The organism is Sphingobacterium lactis, assembly GCF_011046555.1.
GTDB lineage: Bacteria > Bacteroidota > Bacteroidia > Sphingobacteriales > Sphingobacteriaceae > Sphingobacterium > Sphingobacterium lactis.
The window spans coordinates 2,321,247-2,334,599 of the sequence record NZ_CP049246.1; the positions used below are offsets into that span (position 1 = coordinate 2,321,247).

The 13,353-nt window shown below is 43.0% G+C and carries 15 protein-coding genes; 8 read left to right on the forward strand and 7 right to left on the reverse strand.

All coding sequences use genetic code 11. From position 1 onward, the window contains the following. Positions 1–51 precede the first annotated feature (51 nt). The 4 genes from G6N79_RS10170 to G6N79_RS10185 all read right to left on the reverse strand — a co-directional run bounded on the left by G6N79_RS10170 (position 52) and on the right by G6N79_RS10185 (position 2,278). Positions 52–258 carry a type II toxin-antitoxin system HicA family toxin gene (locus tag G6N79_RS10170; RefSeq protein ID WP_103907217.1) on the reverse strand — a complete coding sequence of 69 codons (207 nt, stop codon included), beginning with the start codon at positions 256–258 and terminating at the stop codon, positions 52–54. Beyond that, positions 255–479 carry a type II toxin-antitoxin system HicB family antitoxin gene (locus G6N79_RS10175; RefSeq protein WP_103907218.1) on the reverse strand — a complete coding sequence of 75 codons (225 nt, stop codon included), beginning with the start codon at positions 477–479 and terminating at the stop codon, positions 255–257. The genes G6N79_RS10170 and G6N79_RS10175 overlap by 4 nt, the downstream gene beginning before the upstream one ends. Position 480: 1 nt before the next feature. Continuing rightward, positions 481–846: a helix-turn-helix domain-containing protein gene (locus G6N79_RS10180; protein WP_103907219.1), complete on the reverse strand. Its 366-nt coding sequence runs from the start codon at positions 844–846 to the stop codon at positions 481–483. 541 nt (positions 847–1,387) lie between these two features. Continuing rightward, positions 1,388–2,278 carry an SH3 domain-containing protein gene (locus G6N79_RS10185; RefSeq protein WP_146060650.1) on the reverse strand — a complete coding sequence of 297 codons (891 nt, stop codon included), beginning with the start codon at positions 2,276–2,278 and terminating at the stop codon, positions 1,388–1,390. A 406-nt stretch (positions 2,279–2,684) separates the two neighbouring features. Between G6N79_RS10185 and G6N79_RS10190 the strand changes: the two genes are divergently transcribed. Both G6N79_RS10190 and G6N79_RS10195 read left to right on the forward strand, forming a co-directional pair. Continuing rightward, positions 2,685–5,867: a SusC/RagA family TonB-linked outer membrane protein gene (locus G6N79_RS10190; RefSeq protein WP_103907221.1), complete on the forward strand. Its 3,183-nt coding sequence runs from the start codon at positions 2,685–2,687 to the stop codon at positions 5,865–5,867. Between the two features lie 9 nt (positions 5,868–5,876). Then, complete coding sequence (locus G6N79_RS10195; RefSeq protein ID WP_103907222.1) at positions 5,877–7,415, forward strand: SusD/RagB family nutrient-binding outer membrane lipoprotein; 1,539 nt, start codon at positions 5,877–5,879, stop codon at positions 7,413–7,415. Positions 7,416–7,442: 27 nt separating this feature from the next. Here the strand turns inward: G6N79_RS10195 and G6N79_RS10200 are convergent, their stop codons facing one another. Next, a complete protein-coding gene (locus G6N79_RS10200) occupies positions 7,443–8,252 on the reverse strand; it encodes a class I SAM-dependent methyltransferase (protein ID WP_103907223.1) in 810 nt (269 codons plus the stop codon). A gap of 9 nt (positions 8,253–8,261) precedes the next feature. Continuing rightward, positions 8,262–9,320 (reverse strand): endonuclease/exonuclease/phosphatase family protein, encoded by a 1,059-nt coding sequence (locus G6N79_RS10205; protein WP_103907224.1) that lies wholly within the window; start codon positions 9,318–9,320, stop codon positions 8,262–8,264. 156 nt (positions 9,321–9,476) lie between these two features. Between G6N79_RS10205 and G6N79_RS10210 the strand changes: the two genes are divergently transcribed. After that, positions 9,477–9,812 (forward strand): phosphoribosylpyrophosphate synthetase, encoded by a 336-nt coding sequence (locus tag G6N79_RS10210; protein WP_103907225.1) that lies wholly within the window; start codon positions 9,477–9,479, stop codon positions 9,810–9,812. Here the strand turns inward: G6N79_RS10210 and G6N79_RS10215 are convergent. Next, positions 9,809–10,453: a helix-turn-helix transcriptional regulator gene (locus G6N79_RS10215; protein ID WP_103907226.1), complete on the reverse strand. Its 645-nt coding sequence runs from the start codon at positions 10,451–10,453 to the stop codon at positions 9,809–9,811. The genes G6N79_RS10210 and G6N79_RS10215 overlap by 4 nt on opposite strands. A 231-nt stretch (positions 10,454–10,684) precedes the next feature. Between G6N79_RS10215 and G6N79_RS10220 the strand changes: the two genes are divergently transcribed. The 5 genes from G6N79_RS10220 (at position 10,685) to G6N79_RS10240 (ending at position 13,332) form a co-directional block, all read left to right on the forward strand. Beyond that, positions 10,685–11,308: a superoxide dismutase gene (locus tag G6N79_RS10220; RefSeq protein WP_103907227.1), complete on the forward strand. Its 624-nt coding sequence runs from the start codon at positions 10,685–10,687 to the stop codon at positions 11,306–11,308. 12 nt (positions 11,309–11,320) lie between these two features. Then, the gene (locus tag G6N79_RS10225; RefSeq protein ID WP_103907228.1) at positions 11,321–11,812 is read left to right on the forward strand and encodes a DUF2480 family protein; all 492 of its coding nucleotides are present in this window, start codon (positions 11,321–11,323) and stop codon (positions 11,810–11,812) included. A 1-nt stretch (position 11,813) separates the two neighbouring features. After that, positions 11,814–12,374: an NADPH-dependent FMN reductase gene (locus tag G6N79_RS10230; RefSeq protein WP_103907229.1), complete on the forward strand. Its 561-nt coding sequence runs from the start codon at positions 11,814–11,816 to the stop codon at positions 12,372–12,374. A gap of 19 nt (positions 12,375–12,393) precedes the next feature. Further along, positions 12,394–12,657 carry a hypothetical protein gene (locus tag G6N79_RS10235; RefSeq protein ID WP_103907230.1) on the forward strand — a complete coding sequence of 88 codons (264 nt, stop codon included), beginning with the start codon at positions 12,394–12,396 and terminating at the stop codon, positions 12,655–12,657. A 141-nt stretch (positions 12,658–12,798) separates the two neighbouring features. Beyond that, entirely contained in the window at positions 12,799–13,332 is a 534-nt protein-coding gene (locus tag G6N79_RS10240; RefSeq protein WP_103907231.1) for a GNAT family N-acetyltransferase, read from the forward strand. The last annotated feature ends 21 nt before the right edge of the window (positions 13,333–13,353 follow it).

Sequence of the window (13,353 nt, forward strand, 5' to 3'; positions counted from 1 at the left end):
TGAGTATTCATAAATGTCCAATTGTTTCTGTGCCTCTTGACTAGCGGCTTTTTAGTCTAACTCATTTTTATCAATGCCGGCTTGTTTAAGTACGGCAAGGAAAGTACCTTTTTTCATATCCTTGCCACCGTGTACAGGCACAATAACCGTTTTATTGGTAACGGGGTTACAATAGAGTTTGTGCGAACCTTTGGAGCGTTTGAAAATAAAGCCGTGTTGTTCTAGAATTTTGATAAGATACATTGGGCTTAGGTTCATTCTGCTTGAAGGTTTAAAGAGTACTCCAAAGTATTGCTATCATCGGGAACAGCTTCACCTCTTGCCTGCAATTCTTCAATGTAAAGTTCGATAGCTTCCTTTGCCATTGCGATAGCTTCGTCCACATCTTCGCCATAAGTAATACAGCCAGGCAAAGCAGGAACAGAAACCGTAAAACCGCCTTCGGTTTCCTTGTGTAAATGGATCTTGTATGTGTACATATTATTGAGCAATTAAAGTTTGTAAATTATCTTTCATACGCTTATTAGCTAACGCCAAATCAATCATTTTAAACAAGGCTTGTTGTTCATCAGGAGCGAGGGTATCAATTAGTTTTATTTTTTGCATAAGAGGCAGGTTTACCTCTTGTTGCAAATCGTCCGGCTTAAAAAACTCGGCTATATCCACTTCAAAGACCAAAGCCAGTTTTTCCAATGTAGAAATAGACGGTTCCACCTTTCCATTCTCAATTCGGCTGTATTGCCCTTGTGGAACACCCGAATCTGCACATACTTCTTTTTGGGAAAGGTGTTTAATCGCTCTCAAACGTTTGATATTCTTAGCTATTAGTGCTACTGTCTGTACCATAAACAACTCATTTATACAGCAAAGTTAATAAAATAGCTATTTTATTGCAATGGAATAAAATTTAAGTACGCTTATTTATGCAGTTAAATATATATGCAAGCAATATAAATATCCATTTTGATACAAAAATAATTTAATATGTGGAAATAATGGAAATCAGAGCACAATTGTGCATACTAAGCGTATTGCAACATTACGTATTAAAGGAGGGCATTTATAGCAGCAGTAAATCAAGAGCCTACGCAGAGAGCCGAAATATCTACACTGCAATTTTGATGAATGATGAAATCGAGAAAAAGAAAAGGTGTTTTTTATGACAGCGATGCTATTGAATATACCTTTGAATACTTTAGAAAGCAGAATGAGGTAGAGAATAAATAACAATAAATTTAAGCCCAGCAAGTCCGTATCCGCCATACGAACTATAGGTTTGCTGATATTTCGAAGTTCTGCGGATTCGGGCAATATTGCATTGTCTTGAAATCGTTTGAGAGGCTTTAAAAGTTACAGCTCAGCTTGAATTTTCAAACTGGCCTTTCTCTTATTTAATTTTCTTTTCGGCAATCTTTCTGTATAGCTGTCCGTCCCATTGGTAGGTTTCTTCCACCTTGCTAATTTTGTACTTAAGCTCATCCGGTGGATTGTCCATATCGTAGTCTTCCGCTTCACCAGTTTCAATGGTCTTTAGGACGATATCCTTACCCAGCTGATGTTTCTTGGGAAATTTCAACTCTTCATCATAATAATAGACCCCTGCATCGGAAACTGATGATGTTCGTGGCAGGAGTATAAGGTGCTTTCCATCGAAAGCTAATGCCTGATGGATGCTACTGATCCCGCATGCTTCACCTAAAAATCGGATGGAGTAGGTCTGCTTGGCGGTTGCAATGCTATTTCCCTGCTGTAGCTCGCTCATACTGTAGCTCTGTTCCGAATGATAAAATGGAAACCCCTTGCTGTCGAGTAGTTGAAGGTTCTTGTCCAATACTTTGGTTTCCACCCAATAATAGGCATCGTTGGGGTCGTTACTCTTCCAAGCAAAGCCATACATAAATAGCTGCCCAGATTTAGCATCAACTTGTTGGTCGATGCTCAATAATCCTAGCCAGATATAGCCTGTGCGAGTTTTTCCATCAGCCTGATATTGAATTCGGTGCCATGGTAATTCCATGCCGCGGATGAACGTCGCATGGTATCCTTCGTCGTCCAAGAATGTGACCGGAGTTCCCAATGCCAGGGAATCCTGGAGTTGGCTTTTGCTGCTGGGTTCGGTTCGGATATAAGCCATATTGACAAAAACCCGAGCACTGCTATCCTTGAAGGTATGATAGAGATTGAAATTATCGTCCTGAGCATATGCTGCTGGTTCCTGCGCAAAAAGAGGGGAGGTAGCAGTAATTAAAACCAGAATGACCATTATTGTTTGGTACATGCGTTTCATTTTCATATTGTTTCGCCTGAAAGTTTAAAGATAAGGAATAAAAGAGGTAGCTACCTATAGCTGGTTTCAGGGATTGTTACTGTTTATCGGAAAATAAAGTCCCGCATTGATTTATTGTGTTGTGAGTCTATTTATAGCCAGAATAACGGTATAAACTTAGTTTTTAGCGATTAGGATTGTTGCTATTTTGTAAAGTCTACTGATGGAGTAGATAAAATTTAAAATAATTACTCTACTAATTAGGTAGATTATATATATTTGCACCAGATTTTACAAAATATGTTAAAAAGACCTCATCATTACTGTTGCCGAATGTGCATAGGAGATAGCTAAACCACTGCTACTATCTCCAATAATTATTATCCTTTTTTTTAATTCATCAACTCAATTTTATTACATGAATAGAACGATATATTTATATCTCGTAGGGCTATTTTTTGCTTTGAGCACAACCACTGTGCAGGCCCAACATTTGATACGCGGCAAGGTGCTCAATGAAGACGGGCAACCTGTTTCGGGAGCTACCGTAACCGATGTCGCTTCCAAAAAACAAACACAAACCAATGCATCCGGTGAGTTCAGTTTTGACCTGCCTTCTGCAGCGCGGGAACTCGCCGTTCGCTTCCTGGGTTTTCAGGATCAGACAAAGATCTTTAAAGCAGGGGAGACCTTGAATTTTCTATTGGTACCTTCCAGCGATGTACTTGAAGAGGTTGTCGTAACAGCCTTGGGGATTTCCAGGGAGAAGAAAGCATTAGGTTATGCCGTGCAGGAGGTGAAAGCTGCTGAATTGCAAACGCGACCGACAAATGCCATGGCTGCCCTTTCGGGGAAGGTAGCAGGGCTTCAGGTTGTTTCCTCCGGCGGAAATATGGGGGGATCTACACGGACACTGCTCCGTGGTATTAATTCCATCGCCGGGAATAACCAACCTTTGTATGTTGTGGATGGTACGCCGATCGATAATTCAGACCTCAATTCCGCTTCTACTGTAAGTGGTTCTGTAGGTAAGGATGTCGGTAATATGATCCAGGACCTCAATCCAGATGACATCGAAAATATATCAGTGTTGAAAGGGCCATCGGCTGCAGCGCTCTATGGCTCGCGTGCATCCAACGGTGTTATTCTGATAACGACGAAGAAAGCGGGTAAAGGGGAACAGGTGAACATCGATGTGAATACCGGTCTTGAATTGGAACATATCGTGCGCTTGCCGAAGCGTCAACAGTTATATGGACAGGGCTATTCGCAAACTTTTCAGACGGTCGATATTAATGGGCAATCGTTTAAGATTGTGGATTATGCATCGGATGAAAGCTGGGGGCCGAAATTGGATGGTACACCCGTTCTGCACTATTATAACCTTAATCCGGAACAGGCGGATGATTACTTGAAGCCATCGCCATGGATTTACCCAGAGCATGATGTACACTATTTCTTCCAGACCGGCTTGGCCAATACAAATAACCTGGCCATTTCCGGGAACAGTGGAAATACAAATTACCGGTTCTCCTATACGAATAAAAATGTCCGCGGAACGGTACCCAATGCCAGTTTGGGCCGTAATACCCTGAATTTCTCGGGCGGAACTAAATTGGGAAAATTACAGATCAGTTCCACCGTCAATTATATCCATAACAACTCCTTGGGTAAACCTTGGACAGGAGCTTCCAATCGGAACATTATCCTGGAAGCTTTCCAATGGGGCGCTGTGCAGGTGGATTATAAGCGTCTACGGGATTACAAACGTGAGGATGGGACACCTTTGGCTTGGAACCGTACAGGATGGCAGAATACACCGGCGGCTGAAGCTACCCGATTTATCGATAACCCGTATTGGTCGGCTTATGAAAGTTATCTGGAAGAAAAGCGCGATCGATTCTATGGTAATATTGGTCTGCAATATGAGGTGAACGACTGGCTGCAGGTAGGGGCAAAGGTGCACGGGGACATCTATCAATTTGATTCCAAGGATCGTATTGCTGTATACTCCCGGAGTACATCCTACTATGAAGAAAACAGCAATAAATTGAATGAATACAATTATGAGTTCCTAGCAACGGCGAAGAAAAATTGGGATAAATTTTCCTTGGTTGCCAATGCCGGCGCAAACTTGAGAAATCAAAGTCGCCAGGTGAATTACGGCACGACACAGGGGGGGCTCAATGTGCCAAATTATTACAACCTGAAAAATGCCAACTCGGTGAAAATCGAAAACTTCAAGTATGATCGCCGGATTGCGTCGCTCTACGGAAGTGCTTCCTTCGGTTATAATGACCTGCTATATTTGGATGCAACCGTGCGCAATGATTGGTCATCAACTCTACCAACGGATGCCAACTCATTTATCTATCCGTCCTTTACCGGAAGCTTTGTCTTCTCACAGTTGCCTGCAGTTCAGGAACTGGGCTGGCTTTCTTTCGGTAAGGTGCGTTTAGGTTGGGCTCAGGTCGGAAATGACACAGATCCTTACCAATTGTACAAAGCCTATGAGGTTGAGCAGTCCTTTAACGGTAGACCATCCAGCAAATTACCGGCAACATTGAACAATGCGACACTAAAACCAGAGATTACCAGTTCGTGGGAAACAGGGGTCAACCTGCAGTTCTTCAGGAATAGATTGGGCTTGGATGTTACCTATTACCACAATACGTCCAGGAACCAGATTTTACCGATTCCAGTTTCCGCAGCCTTCGGCTATGAAGCGAAGGTGCTGAATGCCGGTAAGGTAGAGAACAAAGGTTTGGAAGTAATCTTGACAGGGACACCGATTCGGAATGATAACTTCGAATGGAACACTACATTGAACTGGTCTACGAATAAGAATAAAGTTTTGAAGCTCGATGATTTGGTAAACACGCTGACTTTAAGCTCCTCCTTGATCAACTTGGTAGCTCGAGAAGGAGAGCCTTACGGGCAATTGTTGGGCTATGATTTTGTGTATACCGATGCGGGAGAACGCGTAGTGAAAGAGGATGGAACCTATCAACGTACCTCGCAATTGGTACCGTTGGGTTCGGTTCTGCCGGATTATCTATTCGGTTTCCAGAACGGTTTCCGGTACAAGAATTTCAATTTGGGCTTCTTGATCGAAGGTCGTGTAGGTGGCAGTTTCTATTCTCAGACCTATAGTGTGGGGATGTACTCCGGAATACTGGAAAGAACCGCTGCCAATAATGTCCGTGAGAATGGTGTCGTGCTGGAAGGTGTAAAAGCAGATGTGGCCTTTAATCCTGACGGTACCTATACCACTTCGAACATCCGGGAAAATGATACCCGCATCACAGCGCAGCAATGGGGTAGAAATGAGTCCAATGGACCGACAACCTTCTCCATCTTTGACGGTACATTCGTGAAACTGCGCGAAGTAACGCTAGGCTATCAGATTCCTTTAAAGAATGCAAATCTGGTGAAGCGTGTCCATGTTTCGGCTTATGCACGTAACATTTGGAACATCTACACAAAGAGCAAATATATCGATCCAGAGTTCGCAAACAGCAGTGGGAATGTCCAAGGTATCGAGGCCGCAAATATTCCAACGCCTTTAACCTATGGTTTTAATCTTAGCCTTAAATTTTAATCGACAACCATGAAATTAAAACATATTCTATATTCCACTTTGTTGAGCGTAACATTGTTCTCCTGCTCCAAAGACGTGTTCAATGAGATCAATACAGATCCGAACCGACCTGATAAGGTGCCTACGCCCAGCTTATTGATCTCAGCAGAGCGGCAGTTGGTAGATGCCTTGCGCAGTGAAGCCATCAATTATCGCGGTGCGCAACTATTTGCTCAATATTTCAGTCAGAATATATATACGGATCAGTCCCGCTATCAGATTTCTGCAAGTTATTCCGATGGCTATTGGACAGCGACCTACAAAGCGCTGAACAATCTGAACGAAATCATTTATTTGAATGAAAATCCGCAGACCCAGGTCGAGGCACAAGCTAATGGTGCCGGTGCAAATACTACGCAGGTAGCCATTGTTCGTGTTTTGAAATCTTTTGCCTTCCATTCCCTAACGGACGTATTTGGCGATATTCCTTACGAATCCTACGGTAACAAGGATGCGGATTTTGAAGCACTGAAGCAAAATCCAGATATCCTGACCCCTAAATATGCGAGCCAGGAGAAAATCTATAGCGATATACTGAACGAGTTGAAGGCTGCGGCGGATACATTGGCCAAATACAGAACAGGGAATACCTTTGGCGCTTCGGATATTATCTATCAGGGCAAAAATGAGAAATGGCTACGGTTTGCCAATTCCCTTCGCTTGCGCTTGGGTGTACGGTTGTTGACAAAGGATAAAGCATTGGCAACCAAACATATCGAAGAAGCTTTGGCCGGTGGGGTATTCACTTCAAACGAAGACAACGCTGCTTTTGTCTATTCAACGAGTTCCCCTTATGAGGCACCGCTGTTCCGCGCAACGGTTACTGCAAACCGTAAGGACTTTGCTGTATCTCACGTGTTGATCGATGTATTGAAAGGCAAGCGTGGACCATTTGCTTTCAAAGATCCAAGATTGGAAATATATGCCCGGCCGAATGCCAGGAACGAATACAAAGGTCAACCATATGGCTTGCCATTGGCAGCAGGGAATCTTTTTCCAACAGATAGCATTTCCTTGCCAGGGGAAGTGATCAGTATCGCAAATGCCAAAGAAGTGCTGCAGGAATACGCAGAGGTGGAATTCTTGAAAGCGGAATATAAAGGATGGGAGCAGACGAGTTATGTAAAAGGCGTAAAGGCATCTTTGGAACGCTGGGGAGTAGCAAAGGGGGCAGCGGATACGTATGTGGCGCAATTACCTCCTGCAACAAAAGAAAATATACTTTCCCAGAAATACCTTGCCCTTTTTGGTCAGGGCATAGAATCCTGGTCAGAAATCCGACGCACAGGTTATCCATTATTCTTGGTGAAGAAGGGTGAGGTGATCTGGTCGGGAACAGTGGAAGGAAAGCCGGTTTCTTATACCTTTACACCTGAATTGGTGGCTGAGATTCCGAAACGTCTTGTTTACCCACTTGCTGAACAACGCACGAACAAAGCAAATTACCAATCGGCCTTATCCAAACAGGGGGACGATGTGATGAGCACTAAAATTTGGTGGAATAAATAATAAAAAATGCGGCCGAGGCCGCATTTTTTATTTAGATTGTATTTTCTTCGCAGTCAAACTGTACAGCATCGGCAGTTTGCCTTCCATGCCACGAATCTGAAATTTCTTAGGTGCAATTTCAACCGTATTCAGGAAACAGTTGTACGGGGAGTAGTCATATTCAGCGAATGATTCTACAGTCATCCCGTTATTGATCAGACTTTGGATGACATCCGAAAGCGGATGGTTCCAGGATACGGATTTGGCAACGATGTTTGCTTCTCTATCGGCATAGGTACCAGTTTCTTCTTCGATAATTGCCTCTTTATTGAAATATGAATACGCTATTTTAGTGAATTCATAATCAAAGGACCATACGATCGGATGAAATTCTACAAATACCAATTTTCCACCGGGTTTTAGGCACCTGGTAATCACTTGTGCCCATTTGTTCAGGTCAGGCAACCATCCAATGGTTCCATAACTGCTGAACACCAAGTCAAATTGGCCGTCCAGGCTATGTGGTGTTTCATATACATCAGAACAGATAAAAGTGGCGTCCAATCCAAGGTGATTATTTAATTCCTGAGCCTTTGCGATCGCCCTATCCGAGAGGTCAACGCCGGTTACGGCTGCGCCCAAACGTGCTAGGGAAAGACTGTCCTGCCCAAAATGGCATTGGAGGTGGAGTATTTTTTTGTCCTTTACCTCACCTAATAGATCCAGTTCAATCGGATTTAAGGACGTTTCTCCGTTTAGGAAATCCGCATTGGCATAGAAATCACTGGTGACATGTGCGTCAGTTTTCTGATTCCAGAGTTTTTTATAGATTTCTTTGTATTGTTCCTGTTCGGTCATGGGAATTGCTTAATCTGTATCTGCGGTTTTCTTTTCTGCAGCTACTTCTTTGTCTTCTGCAGTGGCATCCAATTGGTTCTCCTCTTGTTCCTCTTCGGCCTGATCTTCATATTGCACATGCACAAAAATAGGGTAGTGATCGGAGTTATAATTGTCCAATTTACGCAAATCTTTTAATTTGAAGTCCGCGGAAATAAAAGCATGGTCAAGTGGGAATTGCAACAGTGGTTGTTTTGCATGAAATGTGTTATAGAAACCACGGCCACGGCGTGGGTCCAGGAGCTCACTCATTTTCAGGAACAACTCCGTGGTATAGCTCCACGCCACATCATTCAGGTCACCAATAACGATGACAGGAAGTTCGCTGTTCTTCGCTTTATCTGCTACCAATAGTAGTTCTTTGTCGCGCTCCGTTGAACGCGGATTCTCATTCGGTACCGGAGGAGTCGGATGGACCGCATAAATCTGGACGCGTTGTCCTGAAGGTAGCTCCAATTGGCAGGAAATGCTCGGGATTTCGTCTTCGACCAAATAATTGACCGAAACCTCATGTAAAGGAAATTTAGAGAATAGCAACATGCCATAGGTATTATCGATAGGAACTTTCACCTGAAAGGTATATTCCTGATCCAATACGCTCGTTTGCCTAGCCCATTCATGGCTGGTTTCCAGTAGTAGGATTAGATCTGGGTCGTTCGAGCGAATGACGCGCAGACACCCCTTGTAGTCGTCATTATCCTCGTAGACATTTGATATCATGACCTTGAGGTTATTGTCAGGATCTTCCATGGTCGCTTTGTACACCTGCTTTTTTCCAAGGAAGGTAAAAGGTAAAATCTGGAAGAGCAGATATCCTATGTTTAAAGTCATGGCACCTGCAAGTATCCATAATACCTGATTGCCTCGATCTCCCCAAACCACCCAAATGCCAAGCCAAGTCAGAGATAGGACAAGCTTTTGAATTCTCGGGTATTCAAATACGCGAAACGTCCAGAAGTCGTTCCTGATAAATGGTAATGCCGTGAATACAATTAATAAACCTCCAAAAATATAGAGTAGTGTGCTCATACGGCTAAAATAACATTTAAATGGCAGTTCCTGTTTTTCAATTTATGTTTTTAACACTTATTGTTAATTCTTCGCCATAAAATGGAATTAAATAAATGTTTGCCCGGATTTAGTGGTATATTGAGTACAGAATCAAGGAACACTAAAATTTAAACTATGGCAACTGGAAATAGAAGAGCGTACGATACATTAAGCGAAGCTGTAAACGATTTGCAGCGTTTGGGGTATACCGAAGATTTTACCGTGCAGGATGACGGAGAATGCTTGTTTTGTGTAGGCAGATCCATGGAACTTTCTCCGGAGGAATTTGTGATCGATGAGATCTATAGATTCGAAGGAATGACCGATCCGGGTGATGAGAGTATCGTTTTTGCAATCTCGTCAAAAGATAACCTGATAAAAGGCTTGGTGATTAATGCTTTTGGTGCTGAATTCAGTTTCCGATCCTCCAAGTTGGTGGAAGAGCTGAATCGCAAAAAGAAGGACGCTTAATCGGTAGCCGAATCATTGGTTTGATCTTGGATCTTGTATACACAGCGCGGCTCATCCGCCAGGATGTGCTGTATGCGTTCCACAGTTAAATCAGGCCCCAGTAAGGCTTTGAAATTTTTCAGCTCCGCACGGCAAAATTGTTGGCATTCCGTTGCGGCCGCGCATATTGGACAATGGTTTTCAATGAATAAATAACTGTTGTCCATTTTCTTCCATTCCGCCATATACCCCTCCTCTGAACGTACCTTACTTAATTTACGGAGTTTATCCTCAATGGTTTTTGCGCCCTTCAATCGATCGGCATATCGCGAATAGGTGGATTTTTCCCGATCGGAAATCAACAGCTCCAATGCATTTTCTCCCAGCAAGGATTTGACCGACTTCAACAGTTGGACGGTAATATCGGCATGGGTATCGGGGAATTTTGCCATGCCCTGTGCACTTAAAGAATAATAGGTATTGGGGCGCCCAACACCGATACATTTGCTGCATTTTTCCAATAGACCTTCTTCATGAAGCTTGACCAATTGTTGGCGAGCGCCTTCCTTGGTCATCTTCAACTCGGTAGCAATCACATGTGCATCCACTTCACCCCGCATCTTTGCCATCATCAGAATCTGCTGGCCACTGTTCTTTTTCATAAGCAATAAAATACTTGTTTTATTCCGTACAAATATACATATAAATAAAAATTATATGCTGTAAATATTATTGATAAGGTCCATAACTTTCTAAGAAATGTTTGTTTTTGACAAATAGAGCGCGATTTTAATGTAAATAATAAGATTTTTAATCATTTAATAAACCAAGTAAAAACTTGTTTAATTTGTATTTGTTTCTAACTTTGTTGTACACAATTAAAGGAGATTATTATGAAATATACATTAGACAAGTTGCCGTATGCCAATGATGCCTTAGTGCCGCATTTCGATGCCGAAACCATGGAGATTCATCATGATCGTCACCATCAGGCATATGTTGATAACTTAAACAAAGCATTAGAAAATAACGAGGAAGCTAACGCGTTGGATTTGGAAGGGATCCTGAAACAGGTCAGCAAATTTAGCCCTGCCGTTAGAAACAATGGCGGTGGCCACTATAACCACAGTCTATTCTGGAATATTTTATCAGCGACTCCAAAAGAAAATCCGGAAGGGAAGCTTTTGGAGGAAATCAATAAAACATTCGGATCGGTAGATCAATTGAAAGCGGACTTGAAGAACTTGGGGTTGGGTCAATTTGGTTCCGGTTGGGCGTGGTTGCTGGTGAAGCACAATGGCACCTTAGCGATTACTTCTACGGCTAATCAAGACAATCCATTAATGGATACGAATATCCATAACCAAGGGTATCCCATTTTAGGTGTGGATGTGTGGGAACATGCCTACTACCTCAACTATCAGAATAAAAGAGCGGATTATTTGGATGCCTTTTGGCAGGTTTTGGATTGGGCAGCAGTGGAGGAAAATTACAAAGCCGCGTTAGCGAAAGTATAAAGAACATTCATCATGGATTTCATCAATAAAGTAGAACTGACTGGAATAAAAACCGTTGATCTGTTGGATTTCAAACCCACTACGCCTGTTGTGGCGTTGGATATTGCAGATTTCCTTCACCTTGGTCTCATGCTCAAGGAAAAGGAATTCAAAGAAGCTGTGGAGCGATTTCATTGGTCTACATTTACAGACCAAGCAGTTGCGGTCTTTTGTTCTACGGAAGCCATTGTTCCTACATGGGCTTTTATGTCCATTGCTGTTAAGTTGTTGGAGGTGCATGCCCAATTTGATTATTGTACGGTAGAAGCATTGGAATTGTCCCTGTGGAAGAGGGAAGTAGAGCGTGCAGATTTCGCGGGTTTAGCAGGAGAAAAGGTAGTTGTTCGCGCACATCAGGCCATAGATCCCAGCCTGTACATGTTGGTCAGTGCTCGTTTGAATGGAATCGTCAAGACATTGATGTTCGGGGAAGCGGGTCTCCCGAAGGTCATTTCAAAAAATTGATATGAAAGCGTTGATATTTAATGGCGCATTGGAGCGGAATCCAAATGCGACAGCCTATAAAATTGCGGAATATCTGCAACGGATTTTAAGCATCGAGGGGGTGGACACGCAAGTGTTCCATGTTGCAGATTCTGGAATTCCCTTGTTTGATTATTCCCTGAAGAAAACACCACAGTCGGTGGAGATTATGAATCATGCCTTTCGAAGCGTGGATATGCAGATTTGGTTGAGCCCACTTTATCATGGTGGCATGACCGGCGTTATGAAGAATTGCCTGGATTGGTTAGAATTCAGTGTCAAGATGCCACAGCCTTACCTGACGGGGCAGCGTATAGGTCTTGTCTGTTGGGCCGATGGGGTACAGGCCATGCAGGGCATCAATGCAATGGATGCGGTGGCAAAATCACTCCGTGCTTGGACCTTGCCGTATGCCGTTCCGGTGCAGAAGATCGAGCTATTCGATGAACAGCGCGAGATTGCTGAGAAATATCAGGATAGGTTCGGTTTATTGACCCAGTTGTTAGTGCATGGGCCAAGAAAACTGACACACATCAATGAATAATTAACTAAAAAACCTAGTCATGGAAAATTACATGCTAACATTTAAAGCGCCTTTGAAAGCGCTGTTGCAACGGCAACAGGTATATGAATTGCTGACACGGCAATTCCCACAAATTGGTCCCTTATCCATCGATATGGACGATAAGCAGTTCGTGCTGAATGTTCAAGCTCCAGCACGCATGGAGCATGAAATTCAGTCCGCACTCTTGGATGCTGGGCATCGGGTGGCCTATGTCGGTGCGAAACTGATCCCTCTTGTTTTGGAAAAAACAAGAACCGCATAATGTTTTCAATTCTATTTTTCGAGAAGAGTACCCTGGATTCAGGGTGCTTTTCTTTTTAAATACGGACCACATTTCACGAACAGGAAGGCATTCCTGATTTATTTTTTTCTTAGTTTTGAAAAAATATAACAGTTAATTTTTATGGAGTTAAACCAGGTGTTTTCAAATTTCACATTTCGGAAAGCCCACGCTGAGGAAGCAGAAGCAATATGGGGAATTATTCAAGAAGCTATTGAGAAACGAAAGGCGGAAGGTAGCCGGCAATGGCAAGATGGATATCCCAATCTGGATGTTGTAAAGCAGGACATAGCTACAGGTTATGGGTATGTGAGTATCGATGAGGAAGAGATTTTGACTGGGTATTTGGCTTTAATATATGATGGTGAACCAGCCTACGATGCTATTCAGGATCAGTGGTTGACCAACCGACCATATGCCGTTGCGCACCGCATTGCCGTAAGCCAGGACCGTTATAAAAAAGGGCAGGCCACCTGGATGCTGGAACAAGCGGAAAGGCAGAGTTTGCAAGATGGGTACCTCAGCTTAAAAGTGGATACTAATTTTGATAATGAGGGGATGCTCCGTGTATTGGAAAAAAGAGGTTATGTATATTGCGGAGATGTCTATTTCCGTGGCAGTGCCCGAAAAGCATTCGAAAAGATGCTCGATCAATAGAAAAGCTGCTTTTTCAAGCAG